Source organism: Enterobacteriaceae endosymbiont of Donacia marginata, from assembly GCF_012567685.1.
Taxonomy (GTDB): Bacteria; Pseudomonadota; Gammaproteobacteria; order Enterobacterales; family Enterobacteriaceae.
Map to the genome: position 1 here is coordinate 111200 of NZ_CP046184.1, position 18469 is coordinate 129668.

The window sequence follows — 18469 nt, forward strand, 5'->3', positions numbered from 1 at the left end:
GTCAGATATTTCTAGAGAAGGAGTACAAAGAGATTTATTACCATTAGTAGAGGGATGTACAGTATCAACAAAACATGGAATGGTTAAAACAGATCATATTTTATTTATTGCTTCAGGATCATTTCAGATATCTAAACCTTCTGATTTAATTCCAGAATTACAAGGTAGATTACCTATTAGAGTTGAGTTAAAAGCATTAACTAGTAATGATTTTAAAAGAATTCTTATTGAACCAGATACATCGATAACAATACAATATAAAGCATTATTAGCAACTGAAAAAGTTAATATTATTTTTACTGAAGATGGTATAAAAAAAATTGCAGAATCTGCTTGGAAGGTAAATGAAACAACAGAAAATATAGGAGCTAGAAGATTACATACTGTTCTAGAACATTTAATGTCTGATATTTCTTATAATGCTAATGAATATTACAATAAATCTATTATTATTGATAAAAATTATGTAAGTAAACATCTAGATACTTTAATAATTAATGAAGATATTAGCAGATATATTTTATAAAAAATTTTAAATTTTATTTAAAATAAATAATAAAAATAGAATTTTTTTTTTTTAAAATATTAAAATTAAGAATTTCTTTTTTTTAAAATTTTTATAATATCATATAAGTTAATATTTTTTATTTTTAATAGAACTATTAAATGATAAATTAAATCTGCTGTTTCTTGCATAGTTTCTTTTTTATTATTATCATTTGCAGCTATAATAGTTTCTATAGCTTCTTCTCCTACTTTTTGTGTAATTCTCTTTAATCCACTTTGATATAATTTATGAGTATATGAAGAAGAAGATTCTAGAGAACTTTTTTTTTTATTTAGAATATTTTCTAATAAATATAAAAAAGTAAAATCTGAGATAGTATTTTTAAAACAACTATATTCATTTAAATGACATGTTTTATTTATAGGTTTTACTAAAATAAGTAGTGTATCTTTATCACAATCTGTAGTAATTTTTTGTACATATAAAAAATTACCTGTTGTTTCACCTTTTGTCCATATTTTATTTCTGGTTCTAGAAAAAAAAGTGACTTTTTTATTTTTTAATGTGATTTGAAGAGCTTTTTGATTCATATATGCATGCATAAGTATTTGACCTGAAATTTTATGTTGTATAATTACAGGAATTAATCCATTTATTTTAGTCCAATTTAAATTATTTAAAATATCTTGTTTTAACATATTCTAACCTCAATATTTTTTTTATGTAAAAATTTTTTTAAAATCTTAATATTAATTATATTTTTATGAAATACTGATGCAGCTAAAGCCCCATCAACATTTACTTTTTTATGAAAAACATCATAAAAACTATTAAAAGAACCTGCTCCACCAGAAGCAATTAAAGGAATTTGACAAACTCTTCTTACTTTTTTTAATTGTACTATATCATATCCTGAACATAACCCATCTTGATTCATCATATTTAATACTATTTCGCCTGCTCCTAATTTTTGTACTTTTTTTACCCATTCGATTGTTTCCCAATTGGTTATTTTTATATTTTTTTTATTACCAGTGTATTTATATACATAATACTTTTTATCTTTTTTGTTATACCAAGAATCTATTCCAACAACAATACATTGTTTTCCAAAATATTTAGATAATTTTGTAATTAAAGAAGGATTATTTAATGCAGGCGTATTTATAGATATTTTTTCAGCTCCTGAATGTAATATTTTTGCAGCGTCATCTATAGATTTTATCCCTCCTGCTATACAAATAGGTATACTAATTATTTTTGCAATTTTTGATATCCATTTTTTATCTACTAATCGATGGTCAATAGATGCTGTAATATCATAAAATACTAATTCATCAGCTCCATCTTTATCATACTTATTAGCTAAAGATAAAATATCACCTATAATTTTATGATTTTTAAATTGTTTTCCTTTTACTACTACATTTTGATAGACATCTAAACATGGAATTATTCTTTTTGCCAACATAAATTAGCCTCTTGAATAGTAAATTTTTTTTCTAAAAAAGCTCTTCCTATAATTATATGTTTTACTCCACTTTTTTTTAAATTAATAATATCTTGTAATGATGAAATACCTCCTGATGCTTGAAAAAAAATTTGAGGATAATTTTTAACTATTTCAGTATATAAATTTATATTTGGACCTAAATAAGTTCCATCTCTAGAAATATCTGTACATAATACATGTTTTAATCCTAAATCTAAGAATTTTTCAATAATATCTTCAAAAATTATATTACTTTTATCTTGCCACCCATTAATAAAAATTATTTTTTGATTTTTTTTATTGATTTTAATATCTAATGCCAAAATAATAGAATTTGGATTATATAATCTAAACCATTTTTGTACATCTTTAAAATTTTTGATAATAGAAGATCCTAATATAATTTGTACTTTAGGTATTAAATTAAAAATTAAATCTATATCTTTTTTAGATCTGATCCCGCCCCCTAATTGTATAGGAGGTAAATTATATTTAAAAATTTTTTTTAATAAAACTATTTGTTTTTTACTAGGATTTTTTGCCCCATCTAAATCTATAATATGAATTTTTTGAGCTCCCTGTTTTATATATTTCTTTATATAAAACAAAGGTTCATATAAATATTTACGTTTTAAATTAAATTTCCCTTGATGTAATCTAACTACTTGTCCTTTTATTAAATCAATTGCTGGAATAATCATATTTTATCTTATATATTTAAAAAATTTTTAATTAATTGAATACCATTAATTCCTGATCTTTCTGGATGAAATTGAACTCCAAAAAAATTTTCTTTTTGAATAACAGAACTAAATTCTTTTTCATAATTAGTAGTAGCTATTGTATTATTATTAATATCAATATTATAACTATGTGAAAAATAAAAATAAGAATTTTGATTAATATTATTAAATAATGGTGATGATATTATATTATTTACTTTATTCCAACCCATATGTGGGATAGGTTTATATCTATTATCCATTAAATTTACAGAATAATTTAAAATTCCTAATGTAGCAATGCCTTCATTTTCTTCACTGTATTTCCCTAAAATTTGCATACCTAAGCATATTCCCAAAACATCTTTTTTACAATCTTGAATTAATTTTATTAAATTATCATTTTTTAATTTTTTTATTATAGAATCAGCAGAACCTACTCCTGGTAAAAAAATTTTGTCAGCATCTAAAATTAATTTTTTTTTATTTGTAATTTTTGAACTAAATCCTATTTTTTTTATAGTAGATTGTAAAGAATAAAAATTACCACAAGATGTATCTAAAATCACAATTTTCAAATTAAAACTCCTTTTGAACTTGGAATAATATGATTATTCCCTACTTTTATAGCTTGTTTTAAAGAACATCCAAATGCTTTAAATAAACTTTCAATTTTATGATGATCATTTTCGCCTGTAACTTTTAAGTATATATTACATGCCATAGAATATGATAAAGAATAAAAAAAATGTTTAATCATTTCTGTGTTTAAATCTCCAACTTTTTGGTATTTAAAGTTTACATGATATTGTAAATATGGTCTTCCTGATAAATCAATTGCACATTGAGCCAAAGATTCATCCATCGGTAATAAAAAACCAAATCTATTAATTCCTTTTTTATTTCCAATAGCTTTTAAAAAAGTTTTTCCTAATGTTATTGCAATATCTTCTATTGTATGATGATCATCAATATATAGATCTCCCTTACTATAAATATTTAAAATAAAACCTCCATGTATCGCTATTTGTTCTAACATATGATTTAAAAAATTAATTCCAGTATTAATATTATTTTTTCCTTTTTTATCTAAAAATAATTCAACATCTATTATTGTTTCTTTTGTTATTCGTTTTATTGTAGCATATCTTTTTATTGGTGTTAATTTAGTTAAAATATCTAACCAATTACATGTTTTTTGATTATATAAAATACCATTAATCCCAATATTTTTTGCTAATTTTATATCAGTTAAACGATCTCCTATAACATAACTATTTATATTATCTAAATTATTATTCAAATATTGTTTTAATAATGTTATATTTGGTTTTCTACATATACAATTATCATAAGAATAATGAGGACAGATAAAAACATTTTCAAATTCAATACCTTGAGATTTAAAAATATTAATCATAAAATTATGGGGAATATTAAAAGATTTATAAGAAAAATGTTTAGTACCTAACCCATCTTGGTTTGTAATTATTACAAATAAATAAGAAAATTTTTTTAATTCTGATAATGCAATAATAACATTTTTTTCAAAAAACAATTTATTAATATTATCAACTTGATAATTTCTTTTAGGTTCAGATATTAACGTACCATCTCTATCTATAAAAAGTATTTTTTTTAGCATATAATAAAGTCTTTTTCTATAAAATTATTAGAAAGATAATTTTTTTATTTCAAAAAATAATTTTTTACATTCAATAAATGTTCCTATAGTAATTCTTAAACAATTATTTAATTTTTTTTCATGATTTTGATTTCTTACAATAATTTTTTTTTTAATTAATTTTTTAAATATAATTTCAGAATTATGAAATTTTATTAAAATAAAATTAGTTGAACTATTAAATATATTTTTTATACAACTACAATTTTTTAAATGTTTTATTAACCATTGTTTATTATTAATTATTGTTTTTACATTATTTTTCATAATAATTAAATTTTTCAAATTTAAAGCTTGTATCGCAATGTCTATAACAGGCTCAGGTATTGGATAAGGAGCAATTACTTTAATTAATATATCAATAATATATTTATTTGCTAAAATAAATCCACAACGTAATCCTGCTAATGCAAATGCTTTTGATAAAGTTCTTAATATAATTAAATTATTATATTTATTTATAAAATTAGTTAGAGTTTGATCTATACAAAATTCAATATATGCTTCATCAATAACGATGATTATTTTATTTTTTATTAATTCTAATAATTTTATTATATTATTTTGATTTATATAATTTCCAGTTGGATTATTAGGATTACAAATAAAAATAATTTTAATATTATGAAGATTTTGTTTAATTTTATTTAGATCTAAATCCCAATTACTATTACTATTAATAGTAATATATTTTATATCTAATATTTCTGCAGTAACACGATACATATCGTATGTTGGGGGACAAAATAATATTTTATCATTTTTTTTATTACAAAATGTACGTATTATTAAATCAATACCTTCATCTGCTCCTCTTGTAATTAAAATATTTTTACTATTTAAATTTACATATTTACTATATAAATTAATTAATTCTTTAGATTGTGGTTCTGGATATTTATTAAATATTCTTTTATTTAAAGAAAAAATAGAAGTAATAGGAGATTCATTTGCATTTAATGATATTAAATTATTAGTATTATTTTTATATAAAGATCTTGCAGATTTATATGGAGTAAAATTAAGGATATTTTTTCTAACTATTTTATAAATACTATTATTTTTTTTTTGCTTAAAACAATTTTTATTAATATATTTTTTTCTTATTGTAATAGAATTACTATGACCTAATAAGTTTTCTTTTTTTGCCATAATTTCTACTGTATCTGAAATATTTAATAATCCTTGTTTTGTTAATTTTTGAACAGATATTCTTTTTTGAAAATCAGAAATTCCTAAACATGAATATGTTGTGGCATAACCATAAGTAGGTAAAACATGATTAGTACCTGAAGCGTAATCACCTACTGATTCAGGTGCCCAATGGCCTAAAAATATTGATCCTGCATTAATAATTTTAGACAAAATTTTATCATAATTATTACATTGAATAATAAGATGTTCAGGAGCATATTTATTTACTATTTTTATACATTCTTCAATATTATTAACTATTATAATAAAACTATTATTAAGAGATTTTTTTGCTATATTTTTTTTAGGTAATTTTTCTAATTGTATAGAAAGTTCTTTTTGAACTAATTTAGCTATTTTTTCTTCAATAGTAATTAAAAATACTTGTGAATCTATCCCATGTTCTGCTTGTGATAATAAATCAGCTACAATAAAATTATAATTTGCAGATCTATCAGCTAAAATCATTAATTCTGATGGTCCCGCTGGCATATCAATAGATATATTTTTATAAGATTTATTGTGATTACTTACCTGTCTTTTCGCTTCTGTAACAAAAAAATTTCCCGGACCAAAAATTTTATCTACTTTATTAATAGATTCTGTCCCATAAGCCATTGCTGCTATAGCTTGTGCTCCACCTATTTGAAAAATATTATCTATATTACATAAATATGAAGCAAATAAAATTTCATTAGATATTGGAGCTGGAGAACATAATATAATATTAGGACATAATGCTAATTTAGCTGGGATTCCTAACATTAATACAGTAGAAAATAAAGAAGAGGTCCCTCCTGGTACATATAATCCTATTTTTGATATAGGACGATAGATTTGGTAACAAAATACTCCAGATATAATTTCAATTTTTTTTTTTTTTAAAATTTGATATTTATGAAATTTATATATATTATTATATGCATTTTTTATTGCATTTTTAATATTTTTATCTATATAAAATTTTGAATTATATATTTTTTTTTTATCTATTTTTAAATTATTAATATTTATTTTATCAAATAAAAGATTATATTTTTTTAATGCATTATCCCCTTTATTTTTAACTTTTTCTAAAATATTTGTTACCTCATTTTTAATTTTTTGATCTATTAAAAATATTGGTCTAGATAATATTTTTTTTTTTTGTTCTTTATTATAATTATGCCAATAAACTAAATTATTTAAAATATTCATTTTATTACTCCATTATTTTTTCAATAGGTAAAACTAAGATAGAATTTACACCTAATAATTTTAATTTTTCCATTTTTTCCCAAAATAATGTTTCACTACATACCATATGTATAACTACGTTTTTTGTATTTCCTATTAATGGGAAAATAGTTGGATTTTTAACATATGATAATAATGACATTACCATTTTTAATTTTTTATTAGGAACATGTAAAATGATATATTTAGATTCTCTAGCTTGAATAACTCCCTTAATTCTTGCTAATAATTTATTTACTAATTTTTGTTTAAAATTTGTTATTTTATCATAACGTTGTATTAAGCATGCTTGTGAAATATATATAATTTCTACTTCCTTAATTCCATGTGCTTCTAAAGTAGCTCCTGTTGAAACTAAATCACAAATAGCATTAGATAATCCTAATCTAGGCGCTAATTCTACTGATCCATTTAACATACAAGATTTAAATGTAATATGATGTTGATCAAGATATTTTTTTAATAAATTAGGATAAGAAGTTGCAATACAGGTATTTTGTAAAGATTGCAATCCTGTATAATTTTTATTAATAGGTATTGCTATAGATAATCTGCATATACCAAAATTTAACTTACGTAATATTAAATATTTTGCATTATCTCCTCTTGATAACCTAGCTAACACTTCTTCTTCTAAAACATTTTGACCAATAATACCTAAATCAACAACACCTTCCATAATTAATCCAGGAATATCATCATCACGTACTCTTAAGATATCAATCGGCATATTTTCTGCAAAAGCTATTAACTTCTGTTGTTGTAAATTAATTTTAAGACCACAATTTTTTAGTAGTTTACTAGATTCATTACTTAAACGACCAGACTTTTGCATAGCTATACGTAAACGATTGTTATCCGGCATACTTTTATCCTTTTTTTAAAAAATTTAAAATTTTTAAAAATTAAATTTTATGTTAAAACTAATTATTTTAATTAAACTTAAATAAATTATAAAAAAATAACAACTATTTTCCTTAAAATTTTATGCAATAATTTAAATTATTTATTTTTTATATATCCTAAATCTTGATTTAAAGGGTTTTTAGCAGAAATACGAGCTAATTTATCACATTTATTATTTAGTTTATGATATGAATGACTTTTTATCCATTTCCAATAAATATTATGTTGAGATAAAGATAATTCTAATCTTTTCCATAAATCAATATTTTTTACTATTTTTTTATTATTACGTATCCAATTATATTTTTTCCAGTTATATAACCATATTGTAATCCCTTTTTTTAAATAATTACTATCAGTAAATAGATAAATATTACAATTTTCTTTTAAAGATTCTAATGCAATAATAGAAGCCATTAATTCCATTCTATTATTAGTTGTAAAAAAAAATCCTTTAGTTAAAATTTTTTCATATTTATGATATTTTAATATAGCAGCACAACCTCCAGGTCCAGGATTATGTATACAAGAACCATCAGTAAAAATATTTATATTTTTATACATATTATTTTTATTAAAATTTATATTATTTATATAACAAATATGAAAAAAATTAATATACGTCAAGTAGTTTTAGATACAGAAACAACAGGAATGAATTTATCTTATCCTTATTATATAGGACATCGTATTATAGAAATAGGTATTATTGAAATTATTAATCGTAATATTACAAAAAATTACTTTCATACATATATAAATCCAGAGAAAAAAATAAGTAAGGAAGCATTTAATATCCATGGTATTTCTAATAAATTTCTATCTACTAAACCTGTTTTTTCTGATATATTAGACAATTTTCTTAATTTTATTAAAGGAGCAGAACTTATTATTCATAATGCTCAATTTGATATTAATTTTTTAAATTATGAATTATCATTTATAAAAAAAAAAATACCTAAAATTGAAGATATTTGTATAATAACAGATACACTTAAAATAGCTCGAAATATTTTTCCAGGAAAGAGAAATTCATTAAATTCTTTATGTAATAGATTTAATATTGATATAAGCAAACGTAATTTACATGGAGCTTTATTAGACGCAAAATTGTTGGCTCATGTTTTTTTATTTATGACTACTAAACAAAATTCATTTCAATTAAAATTTTTAAAAGAAAAAGATAATATTTTTAATAATAAATTAAAATTTTTACATAAAAAATTAAAAGAAAAAAAATTATTAATTATAAATGCTTCTGAAGAAGAATTAAAATTACATCAATTAAAATTAAATTTAATTAAAAATAGATGTGGTTTTTCTTTATGGGAAAAAAAATAAATAAAAATATTGACGACTAAAGATATAAAATATAGTATAATAATACTATGGTGCGATAGTTCAGTTGGTTAGAATACCGGCTTGTCACGCCGGGGGTCACGGGTTCAAATCCCGTTCGCACCGTATATTTTATTTGAGAATAAGAAATAATAATATTAATCATTATTAATCCATAATACACATGATTTTTTATATAATTCTAAATTATTTTTTAAAATATTAATTAAATCTGAACAAATTTCTTTTTTATTTATAAAATCATTAATCCAAAAAAAAACAGTAAAATTAATTGAATTATTAGTAATTTCATCAACAATTACATTAACAATTGAATTTTTTATTATTTTATCATTTAATGAAACAGTATCTAATAAGATTTTTTTAATCATATTAATATCTTTTTGTATTAAATTTCGTGCAATACCTAAAGTAATTTTATTTCGATATTCATCAGATTTAGAAAAATTTATTATATTTTCTGTAAGAATCTTACCATTAGGGACAGATATAATACTTCCATCAAATGTTTTAAAAAGAGTACAAAAAATTTCAACATTAGTAATTTTACCAGTGACATTACCTATATTAATATAATCTCCAACTTTAAAAATACGGAATGTAATAATTAATAATCCTGATGCTAAATTTGATAAAGCACTTTGCCATGCTAAACCTATTACTAATCCTATAGTTCCAAAAGCAGCAAAAATTGATGATGTTTTTAATCCTATACTACTTAATGCACTAACTATAACAAATATAGTTAAACTATATTTAAAAATATTTGTTAAAAAGCCAGTTGTAATTGGATCTATATTCCTAATAGTAAAAACATTTCTTGTTGTTTTAGTAACAATTCTTACCCCCCACAATCCAAAAAATAAAATCATACCTGCTAAAACAAAATGTTCGCATTGATATAAAATAAAAATTCTATTTTTAAATATCCACAATTTTATAAAATCTAATACACTAGTAAATTTATTCATATTTGAATAATCCATTCTATGAAATAATTTGTATTTTTTTTTATAATTAAAATAATTTATTTTTTATAATATATTAATTGCATTTAATTCTTTAAATGTTTGTTCTAATCGTTTTTGCATAGAAATTTGTGATGCTCTAATCCATGATCTAGGATCATAATATTTTTTATTTGGTTTATTAAAACCTTTTGGATTACCAAGTTGGGTTTGTAAATATTTTTCATATTTTTTATAAAATTTTAATACACCTTCCCATGTAGCCCATTGGGTATCTGTATCAATATTCATTTTAACAACTCCATAATTAATAGATTCTTTAATTTCTAATAATGAAGAACCTGAACCTCCATGAAATACAAAATTTATAGAATTATTAGGAATATTATGTTTTTTACTAATAAATTTTTGTGCATTTCTTAAAATTTTGGGTAATAATTTTACATGGCCTTTTTGATATACTCCATGTACATTTCCAAAAGAAGCTGCAATAATAAATTGAGAACTAATTAATTTTAATTTTTCATAAGCATAATTTATATCATAAGAATCAGTATATAATGATTTTTTGGTTATTTTACTATTATCAATACCATCTTCTTCTCCTCCTGTACATCCTAATTCAATTTCTAATGTCATTTGCATTTTTGACATTCTTTTTAAATAATAACTACATATTTTAATATTATCTTTAATTGATTCTTGCGAAAGATCTATCATATGAGATGAGAATAAAGATTTTTTATGAATTAAATAATATTTTTCATTTTCATCTAATAAATTATCTATCCAAGATAATTTATTTTTTTGACAATGATCAGTATGTAAAATTACTGGAATACCATAGTATTTAGCAATTTTATGAACATGTTTAGCTCCAGAAATAGCACCAATAACAGGGGCTAAATGTGGATTAATCATTTCTAATCCTTTACCTGCAATAAAAGAAGCACCTGAATTAGAAAATTGGATAATAACTGAAGATCTTAGTTTAGCTGCAGTTTCTAAAACTATATTAATAGAATCGGTTCCTATACAATTAACAGCTGGTAAAGCAAATTTATTTTCTTTTGCTATTTTAAATATTGTTTGTAAATCATGACCAACAACAACACCAGGTTTTATATAATTTAAAATTTTAGACATAATATATCTTTAACCTATTAAAAATTTTAATTGTTAACAATTTTATTATTTTATTTAAAATAAAATGTTATGAAATATTTTCTAATATAGATATAACAGGTAATTTATTTCCTTCTATATATTTTAAAAAAGCTCCTCCACCTGTAGAAATATATGAAATTTTATCAAAAGCATTAAATAATTCTACTGCAGCTAAAGTATCTCCTCCTCCTACAATAGAAAAAGCATTACTATTTATAATACTTTTAATAATAATTTCAGTTCCTTTTCTAAATTTTTCAAATTCAAAAACTCCAATAGGTCCATTCCATAATATAGTTCCAGCTTTTTTTAATGAATTTTTAATTATATTTATAGTTTTACTACCTATATCGAGAATCTTTTCATTTTTTAATATATTATTAATATTTTTATTTTTTATTAAAGCATTATTATTAATAGATGTACTAACTATACAATCAATTGGCATAATAATATTTTTATATTTTTTATTTATTTCCTGAGCTAATAAAATTGCATTAGGTTCATATAATGAATTTCCAATATTATTATTTAATGATAATAATGTATTTGCTATTCCTCCTCCTACAATAACTTTCTCTGATAATTTACATAATTTTTTTAAAATATTAAATTTTGTGGATATTTTAGATCCTCCTATAATAGAAAATATAGGTTTTATAGGATTTTTTAAAAATCTATTTAAGTTCTTTATTTCATTTATTAATAATAATCCTGCACAAGATTTTTTAGCAAAATTAATAACTCCATAAGTAGATGAATGCATTCGATGAGAAGTAGCAAATGCATCCATAACAAATATATCGCATAAAGATGCATACTTTTTAGATAATTTTTTATTATTATTTTTTTCACCAATATTAAATCGTACATTTTCTAAAAGAATAATTTCATTATTTTTAAAACTACATCCATTTAAATAATTTTTTTTTAAAATAACTTTATGTTTTAAATTTTTTTCTAAATATATAGCAATTTTTTTTAAAGAAAATAGAGAATTATATTTTCCTTCCATAGGTCTTCCTAAATGAGATGCTATAATAATTTTAGATTTTTTTTCTAAAGCATATTTTATAGTAGGTAATGATAATCTAATTCTAATATCAGAAGTAATATTACCTTTTTTATCTAAAGGTACATTTAAATCTGATCTTATTAATAAAATTTTATTTTCAATATTTAAGTTTAAAATACTTAACATAAGTAATTAATCCTATAATTTAAAATTTAAAAAATAATTAATTATATAATTTTAAAAGTTTTTTTTATTTTTAAAATAATATTTTCAACTGTAAAACCAAATTTTTCAAATAATTTTTCTGCAGATCCAGAATATCCAAATTTATTAATACCAATTACAAGACCATTTAAACCTACATATTTATACCAAAAATCTGTAGATCCAGCTTCAATAGCTACTCTTTTTTTAATATGTTTAGGTAATATATAATCTTGATATTCTTTTGTTTGCTTATCAAAAGTATCAGTGGATGGCATAGATATTACTCTAATTTTATATTTCAAAAAAGATAATTTTTTATATATTTCAACAGCTAAAGATACTTCTGAACCAGTAGCTATTAATATAATTTGAGGGTTTTTATCTAAACAATCTTTTAAAATATATGCTCCATATGATATAAGTGATATTTGTTTTTTATTCCTTTTTTGTGTAGGTAAGTTTTGTCTTGATAAAATTAAAACAGTGGGTTTATATATATTTTCGATACTAATTTTCCATGATATAGCTGTTTCAATTTTATCACATGGACGCCAAATACTTATATTAGGAATTAGTCTTAAACTAGATAATTGTTCTATTGGTTGATGTGTGGGACCATCTTCACCTAACCCAATAGAATCATGAGTATAAATCATTATATTTCTAATTTTCATTAAAGCAGCCATTCTTATGGCATTACGACAATAATCTGAAAAAACTAAAAAAGTAGCTGTATAAGGAATAAATCCTTTATATAAAGAAATTCCATTTGCAATTGCCATCATACCAAATTCTCTTACTCCATAATGGATATAATTTCCATTTTTAAATTTATTAATTGGTTTAGAATTTTTTAAAATAGTTAAATTACTACTTGATAAATCTGCTGATCCACCTATCAATTCTGGTAATAACTTAGAATATTTTTGTAAAATATATTGTGATGATTCTCTTGTCGAGAAATTAGTATTAGTATTATTTAATTTATAAATAAATTTTGTTACTTCGTCATTCCAATTTTTGGGAAGAAGATTATTAATCCTTCTTTTAAATTCTTTAGCTAAAATAGGAAATTTATTACAATATTTTTTAAATATATTTTCCCATTTAGATTCTTTTATATTACCTATTTTTTTTGCATCCCATTTTTTATAAATATCTAAAGGAATTTCAAAAGGTTTATATTTCCAATTTAAATTTTTTCTTGTTAGAATAACTTCCTCCTTACCTAGAGGAGCCCCATGAGAAATATTTTTATCAGATTTATTTGGTGATCCAAAAGCAATAATTGTATTACAAATTAATAAGGAAGGTTTTTCTTCTTTTAAAGATTTAGCTTTATCAATAGCTTTTTCTATTTTTTGAAAATTATGGCCATCTATGTTTGATATTACATTCCATCCATATGATTCAAATCTTTTTTTAGTATCATCATTAAACCATCCTGTAATATTACCATCTATAGAAATACCATTATTATCATAAAAAACTATTAATTTTTTTAATTTTAATGTTCCTGCTAAAGAACATACTTCATGAGAAATACCTTCCATTAAACAACCATCACCTAAAAATACATAAGTATAATGATCGATTATATTATAATTTAATCTATTAAATTGTGAAGCTAATGTTTTTTCCGCTATGGCCATACCAACAGCATTAGCTAATCCCTGACCTAATGGTCCAGTACTAGTTTCAATATTAGGAGTACATCTAAATTCAGGATGACCTGGAGTTTTAGAATATAATCTTCTAAAATTTTTTAAATCAGAAACTGTTAAATTATATCCAGTTAAATGTAATAAACTATAAATTAACATAACACAATGACCATTAGATAATATAAATCTATCACGATTAATCCATGTTGGATTATTAGGATTATGATTTAAATAATTGCGCCAAAGTACTTCAGCTATATCAGCCATACCCATTGGGGCCCCAGGATGTCCTGATTTAGAATTTTCTATAGCATCTATACTTAAAAATCTAATAGCATTAGCAAGATCTCTTCTAGAAGGCATAATAAAAATTACTCCTAAAATTTAAATAAAATATTTTTTAAAAAGATTATTTATATAAAGAAATATATACGTAAAATGTTTTAAAATCTATTTTTATAATTTTAAAATTTTAAAAAATAAAATTTATAAAATTCTAATTTTATATTTATTTTATTTTATTTAAATATATAATAGAATAAGAATTTATTTATTTTAAATAAAAGGTAGTATTAATGACAGAATATTTATTTACTTCAGAATCTGTATCCGAAGGACATCCTGATAAAATAGCAGATCAAATTTCTGATGCTATTTTAGATAAGATAATTGAACAAGATATTAATTCACGTGTAGCATGTGAAACATATATTAAAAATAATATAGTATTAATTGGAGGAGAAATAACAACAAAAGCTAAAATAAATATAGAAAAAATAACTAGAAAAACTATAAAAGAAATAGGATATACAAATCCTGATAGGGGATTTGATGCTAGTACATGTACAATATTAAATATTATTAGTAAACAATCAAAAGATATTAATAAAGGTATAACATCAAATTTAGATAAAGCTAATCAAAAAGCAGGAGATCAGGGATTTGTATTTGGTTATGCAACAAATGAAACAAATGTTTTTATGCCAGCCCCTATTATATATGCACATAAATTAATGTATCAACAAGCATTAATTAGAAAAAAAAAAATTTTATCATGGTTAGAACCAGATGCAAAGAGTCAAATTACCTTTAAATATAAAAATGATAAAATTATTGATATAGATTCTGTAGTTTTATCAACACAAATTTCTAAAGAGATATCGTCCAAAAAATTAGAAGAAGCAATTATGGAAGAAATTATTAAACCTGTTTTACCTAAGATATGGATCAATAAAAAAACAAAATTTTTTATTAATCCTTCTGGTCGTTTTATTATTGGAGGACCTATTAGTGATTGTGGGTTAACTGGGAGAAAAATTATTGTAGATACTTATGGAGGTATGGCAAGGCATGGAGGAGGAGCATTTTCTGGGAAAGATCCATCAAAAATAGATAGATCAGCTGCTTATGCTGCTCGTTATATAGCTAAAAATATAGTAGCATCATCTCTAGCTTCAAGATGTGAAATCCAAATTGCATATATTATTGGTATTGCTAAACCAATTTCCATAATGGTAAATACATTTGGTACTGGAAAAGTATCTGATAAAAAAATAACTTTATTTATTAAAAAAAATTTTGATTTAAGACCTTTTAGTCTAATAACAATGTTAGATTTATTAAAACCTATATATAAAAAAACTGCATCTTATGGTCATTTTGGTAGAAATATTTTTTCATGGGAAAAAACAGATAAAATATTACAGTTTAGAAATTTTTTTGAAATTAATTAAAAAATTTAATTATTAAAAATTAAAATGGAAAAAATGATAAGTTTTTTTAAATTTTTTGTAATCCAATAACTTTTTCATTATATTTTGTTTTAATTATAATTACGCCTTTTGTGTTTCTTCCAACAACACAAATTTCAGATATATTTATACGTATTAATGTGCCCATGTTAGTAATAATAATTACTTGATCATTATCTGTTACTTTTAAAGATCCTGCTAATTTTCCATTTCTTTGATTAATTTTCATAGATATAATTCCTTTTGTAGCTCTAGATCTTGTAGGATAATTTTTATTATTAGTACATTTTCCATATCCATTTTCTGTTATAGTAAAAATATTTTTTTGAAATTTATGGTTTAATACTATTAATGAAACTACATAATCTTTTTTTTTATTTAAAAAACTAATACCTTTTACACCTATTGTATTTCTTCCCATTGACTTAATTTGAGATTCATTAAATTTCACTACTTTCCCTAGTGAAGAAAATAACATAATTTTATCATTTTGCTTAATAATTGATACTCCTATTAAAATATCATTTTTTTTTAATTTTATTGCAATAATCCCATTAGATCTAGGTTTATTAAATTTGTTTAAATTTGTTTTTTTAATTTTACCTTGTAAGGTTACCATAATTAAATTAGAATTATCTGAATAATTATTTATTACAATAAAAGTATTAATAAATTCATTATTTTTTAAAGGAAGAAAATTTATAATAGGTTTTCCTTTTGAATATCTATTAGCTTCAGGTATATCGTATACTTTTAACCAATATAAATATCCTTTATTAGAAAAACATAAAATCTGATCATGAGTATATGCTATTAATATTTTATATATAAAATCGTTTTCTTTTAATCTTACAGCTATTTTCCCTTTACCACCTCTATGTTGTAAATTATATTCGGTAATTTTTTGATATTTAATATATCCCTGATAAGATAAAGTAATAATAACTTTTTCATGCTTAATTAAGTCTTTTTTTTGAATTATAGAATTATTTTTATCATTTAAAATAATTTCTGTTTTTCTTTTATCTCCAAATTCTTTTCTTACTAAAACTAATTCATTATATATTACTTTCATTAAGTATTCATAATTTTCAATGATTTTCATTAAATTTGATATTTTATATATTAAATTTTCATATTCTATACATAATTTTTTATGTTCTAAATTTGTTAATTTATTTAATTTTAACTCTAGAATAGCTGTAATTTGTGTATAACTAAAATGATAATTATCATTAAATTTTATTAAATTAGAATTAGTTAAATAAATATTTAATGTTTTTTTTTCTTGTAAATTAAATATTTGAAATATATTTGGAATTTTCCAAGATTGTAAATAAATTTTATCTTTTATAGTTTCTGATATTTTAGAAGAACGTATAATTTTAATAATTTTTTTTATATTTAATAAAGCAACTATCAATCCTTCTAATATATGTGCTTTATTACGAGCTTTATTTATTTCATAATTTGTTCTTCTTATTACTATTTCACGTCTATGTGAGATAAATGCTTTAATAATATTTTTTAAAGACATTAATGTCGGTTTACCTTTATATAAGGAAACCATTTTTATACTAAAACTAGTTTGTAAAGGTGTTAATTTATATAAATTATTTAAAATTACATTAATAGATGTATCTTTTTTTATTTTAATTAAAATTCGGATTCCATCTTTATCCGATTCATCTCTTAAAGTTTTAATTCCCTGAATTTTTTTTTCTTTTATTAAATAAGCTATTTTTTCTATTAATTTAGATTTATTTATTTGATAAGGAAGTTCATAAATTATTATTTTTTTATATTTTTTTTGTTTATCTTTATTAATTTTAATACGTCCTCTAAGAAAAATTTTGCCTTTTCCTGTATTATATGCATTTTCAATTTCATCAATACCATAAATAATACCTGCAGTAGGAAAATCAGGACCTGGTATATAATTCATTAATTCTTTAATAGTAATAGTATTATTTTTAATATAAGCTAAACAAGCATTAATTACTTCAGTAATATTATGTGGGGGAATATTAGTTGTCATACCCACTGCTATTCCAGATGATCCATTTATTAATAAATTAGGTATTTTTGTAGGCATTATTTCAGGTATTTTTTCTGTATCATCATAATTAGATAAAAAATTTACTGTATTTTTTTCTAAATCATTAATAATTTCTTGAGAAATTTTAGACATTTTTATTTCAGTATAACGCATAGCTGCTGCAGAATCTCCATCAATAGAACCAAAATTACCTTGTCCTTTTATTAACGGATATCTTAATGAAAAACTTTGTGCTAATCTTACAATTGTATCATAAACTGCATTATCTCCATGAGGATGATATTTACCTATTACATCTCCTACTATTCTTGCTGATTTTTTATAAGATTTATTCCATGTATTTCCTAATATATACATAGCGTATAATATACGTCTATGTACTGGTTTTAATCCATCTCGTACATCTGGTAATGCTCTTCCTATTATAACTGACATTGCATAATCTAAATAAGAATTTTTTAATTCTTCTTCAATATTAATTAATTTTATTTCTTTGGCAAAAAAATTCATGTAAATAAATATCCTTTTAACTTATAC

At 21.6% G+C, this 18469-nt stretch carries 16 protein-coding genes, 1 tRNA gene and 1 pseudogene; 4 read left to right on the top strand and 14 right to left on the bottom strand.

The window, feature by feature from the left end:
• Window positions 1–526, top strand: a 526-nt coding sequence (locus GJU04_RS00590) for an AAA family ATPase (RefSeq protein WP_168892974.1), incomplete at its 5' end; no start/stop codon positions are given.
• A 65-nt stretch (window positions 527–591) separates the two neighbouring features.
• Here GJU04_RS00590 and hisIE read toward each other — a convergent pair.
• The 9 genes and pseudogenes from hisIE to rnhA form a co-directional block, all read right to left on the bottom strand.
• Entirely contained in the window at window positions 592–1206 is a 615-nt protein-coding gene (gene hisIE, locus GJU04_RS00595) for a bifunctional phosphoribosyl-AMP cyclohydrolase/phosphoribosyl-ATP diphosphatase HisIE (RefSeq protein WP_168892975.1), read from the bottom strand.
• Window positions 1200–1979: an imidazole glycerol phosphate synthase subunit HisF gene (gene hisF / locus GJU04_RS00600; protein ID WP_168892976.1), complete on the bottom strand. Its 780-nt coding sequence runs from the start codon at window positions 1977–1979 to the stop codon at window positions 1200–1202. The genes hisIE and hisF overlap by 7 nt, the downstream gene beginning before the upstream one ends.
• The gene (locus GJU04_RS00605) at window positions 1961–2701 is read right to left on the bottom strand and encodes a 1-(5-phosphoribosyl)-5-[(5-phosphoribosylamino)methylideneamino] imidazole-4-carboxamide isomerase (protein ID WP_168892977.1); all 741 of its coding nucleotides are present in this window, start codon (window positions 2699–2701) and stop codon (window positions 1961–1963) included. The genes hisF and GJU04_RS00605 overlap by 19 nt, the downstream gene beginning before the upstream one ends.
• A gap of 8 nt (window positions 2702–2709) precedes the next feature.
• Window positions 2710–3300: an imidazole glycerol phosphate synthase subunit HisH gene (gene hisH, locus GJU04_RS00610; RefSeq protein ID WP_168892978.1), complete on the bottom strand. Its 591-nt coding sequence runs from the start codon at window positions 3298–3300 to the stop codon at window positions 2710–2712.
• Window positions 3297–4367 (bottom strand): bifunctional histidinol-phosphatase/imidazoleglycerol-phosphate dehydratase HisB, encoded by a 1071-nt coding sequence (hisB, locus tag GJU04_RS00615; protein WP_168892979.1) that lies wholly within the window; start codon window positions 4365–4367, stop codon window positions 3297–3299. The genes hisH and hisB overlap by 4 nt, the downstream gene beginning before the upstream one ends.
• 27 nt (window positions 4368–4394) lie before the next feature.
• Complete coding sequence (gene hisC / locus GJU04_RS02280) at window positions 4395–5519, bottom strand: histidinol-phosphate transaminase (RefSeq protein WP_246208784.1); 1125 nt, start codon at window positions 5517–5519, stop codon at window positions 4395–4397.
• Window positions 5496–6797: pseudogene (gene hisD, locus GJU04_RS02285) on the bottom strand (histidinol dehydrogenase); the annotation flags it as partial. The pseudogene hisD and the gene hisC, both read right to left, overlap by 24 nt.
• Before the next feature lie 4 nt (window positions 6798–6801).
• Window positions 6802–7701: an ATP phosphoribosyltransferase gene (hisG, locus tag GJU04_RS00625; protein WP_168892980.1), complete on the bottom strand. Its 900-nt coding sequence runs from the start codon at window positions 7699–7701 to the stop codon at window positions 6802–6804.
• Window positions 7702–7838: 137 nt separating this feature from the next.
• On the bottom strand, window positions 7839–8306 hold the full coding sequence (gene rnhA, locus GJU04_RS00630) for a ribonuclease HI (protein WP_168892981.1): 468 nt from the start codon (window positions 8304–8306) through the stop codon (window positions 7839–7841).
• A gap of 39 nt (window positions 8307–8345) precedes the next feature.
• Here rnhA and dnaQ point away from each other — a divergent pair, with 39 nt between their 5' ends.
• Together dnaQ and GJU04_RS00640 are read left to right on the top strand one after the other, a co-directional pair.
• Entirely contained in the window at window positions 8346–9083 is a 738-nt protein-coding gene (gene dnaQ / locus GJU04_RS00635; RefSeq protein WP_168892982.1) for a DNA polymerase III subunit epsilon, read from the top strand.
• Window positions 9084–9132: 49 nt separating this feature from the next.
• Window positions 9133–9206, top strand: a tRNA-Asp gene (locus GJU04_RS00640).
• 32 nt (window positions 9207–9238) lie between these two features.
• On the opposite strand, the gene GJU04_RS00645 is transcribed toward GJU04_RS00640, so the two are convergent.
• The 4 genes from GJU04_RS00645 to tkt form a co-directional block, all read right to left on the bottom strand.
• Window positions 9239–10072 carry a mechanosensitive ion channel domain-containing protein gene (locus GJU04_RS00645; protein ID WP_168892983.1) on the bottom strand — a complete coding sequence of 278 codons (834 nt, stop codon included), beginning with the start codon at window positions 10070–10072 and terminating at the stop codon, window positions 9239–9241.
• A 63-nt stretch (window positions 10073–10135) separates the two neighbouring features.
• The gene (gene fbaA / locus GJU04_RS00650; RefSeq protein ID WP_168892984.1) at window positions 10136–11215 is read right to left on the bottom strand and encodes a class II fructose-bisphosphate aldolase; all 1080 of its coding nucleotides are present in this window, start codon (window positions 11213–11215) and stop codon (window positions 10136–10138) included.
• A 67-nt stretch (window positions 11216–11282) separates the two neighbouring features.
• Window positions 11283–12437, bottom strand: coding sequence for a phosphoglycerate kinase (locus GJU04_RS00655; protein WP_168892985.1), 1155 nt, complete (start codon window positions 12435–12437; stop codon window positions 11283–11285).
• Window positions 12438–12478: 41 nt separating this feature from the next.
• Window positions 12479–14485, bottom strand: coding sequence for a transketolase (gene tkt / locus GJU04_RS00660; RefSeq protein WP_168892986.1), 2007 nt, complete (start codon window positions 14483–14485; stop codon window positions 12479–12481).
• 212 nt (window positions 14486–14697) lie between these two features.
• Between tkt and metK the strand changes: the two genes are divergently transcribed.
• Window positions 14698–15855, top strand: a complete 1158-nt coding sequence (gene metK, locus GJU04_RS00665; protein ID WP_168892987.1) for a methionine adenosyltransferase — start codon at window positions 14698–14700, stop codon at window positions 15853–15855.
• A gap of 46 nt (window positions 15856–15901) precedes the next feature.
• On the opposite strand, the gene gyrA is transcribed toward metK, so the two are convergent.
• A complete protein-coding gene (gene gyrA / locus GJU04_RS00670) occupies window positions 15902–18442 on the bottom strand; it encodes a DNA gyrase subunit A (RefSeq protein WP_168892988.1) in 2541 nt (846 codons plus the stop codon).
• Window positions 18443–18469 lie beyond the last annotated feature (27 nt).

What these genes read in the sequence shown, in the direction of transcription:
- GJU04_RS00645 (WP_168892983.1), bottom strand. Translation starts at nt 10,072, where the DNA reads ATGAATAAATTTACTAGTGTATTAGATTTTATAAAATTGTGGATATTT.
- metK (WP_168892987.1), top strand. Translation starts at nt 14,698, where the DNA reads ATGACAGAATATTTATTTACTTCAGAATCTGTATCCGAAGGACATCCT.
- hisF (WP_168892976.1), bottom strand. Translation starts at nt 1,979, where the DNA reads ATGTTGGCAAAAAGAATAATTCCATGTTTAGATGTCTATCAAAATGTA.
- hisG (WP_168892980.1), bottom strand. Translation starts at nt 7,701, where the DNA reads ATGCCGGATAACAATCGTTTACGTATAGCTATGCAAAAGTCTGGTCGT.
- fbaA (WP_168892984.1), bottom strand. Translation starts at nt 11,215, where the DNA reads ATGTCTAAAATTTTAAATTATATAAAACCTGGTGTTGTTGTTGGTCAT.
- GJU04_RS00605 (WP_168892977.1), bottom strand. Translation starts at nt 2,701, where the DNA reads ATGATTATTCCAGCAATTGATTTAATAAAAGGACAAGTAGTTAGATTA.
- hisB (WP_168892979.1), bottom strand. Translation starts at nt 4,367, where the DNA reads ATGCTAAAAAAAATACTTTTTATAGATAGAGATGGTACGTTAATATCT.
- gyrA (WP_168892988.1), bottom strand. Translation starts at nt 18,442, where the DNA reads ATGAATTTTTTTGCCAAAGAAATAAAATTAATTAATATTGAAGAAGAA.
- dnaQ (WP_168892982.1), top strand. Translation starts at nt 8,346, where the DNA reads ATGAAAAAAATTAATATACGTCAAGTAGTTTTAGATACAGAAACAACA.
- tkt (WP_168892986.1), bottom strand. Translation starts at nt 14,485, where the DNA reads ATGCCTTCTAGAAGAGATCTTGCTAATGCTATTAGATTTTTAAGTATA.
- rnhA (WP_168892981.1), bottom strand. Translation starts at nt 8,306, where the DNA reads ATGTATAAAAATATAAATATTTTTACTGATGGTTCTTGTATACATAAT.
- hisIE (WP_168892975.1), bottom strand. Translation starts at nt 1,206, where the DNA reads ATGTTAAAACAAGATATTTTAAATAATTTAAATTGGACTAAAATAAAT.
- GJU04_RS00655 (WP_168892985.1), bottom strand. Translation starts at nt 12,437, where the DNA reads ATGTTAAGTATTTTAAACTTAAATATTGAAAATAAAATTTTATTAATA.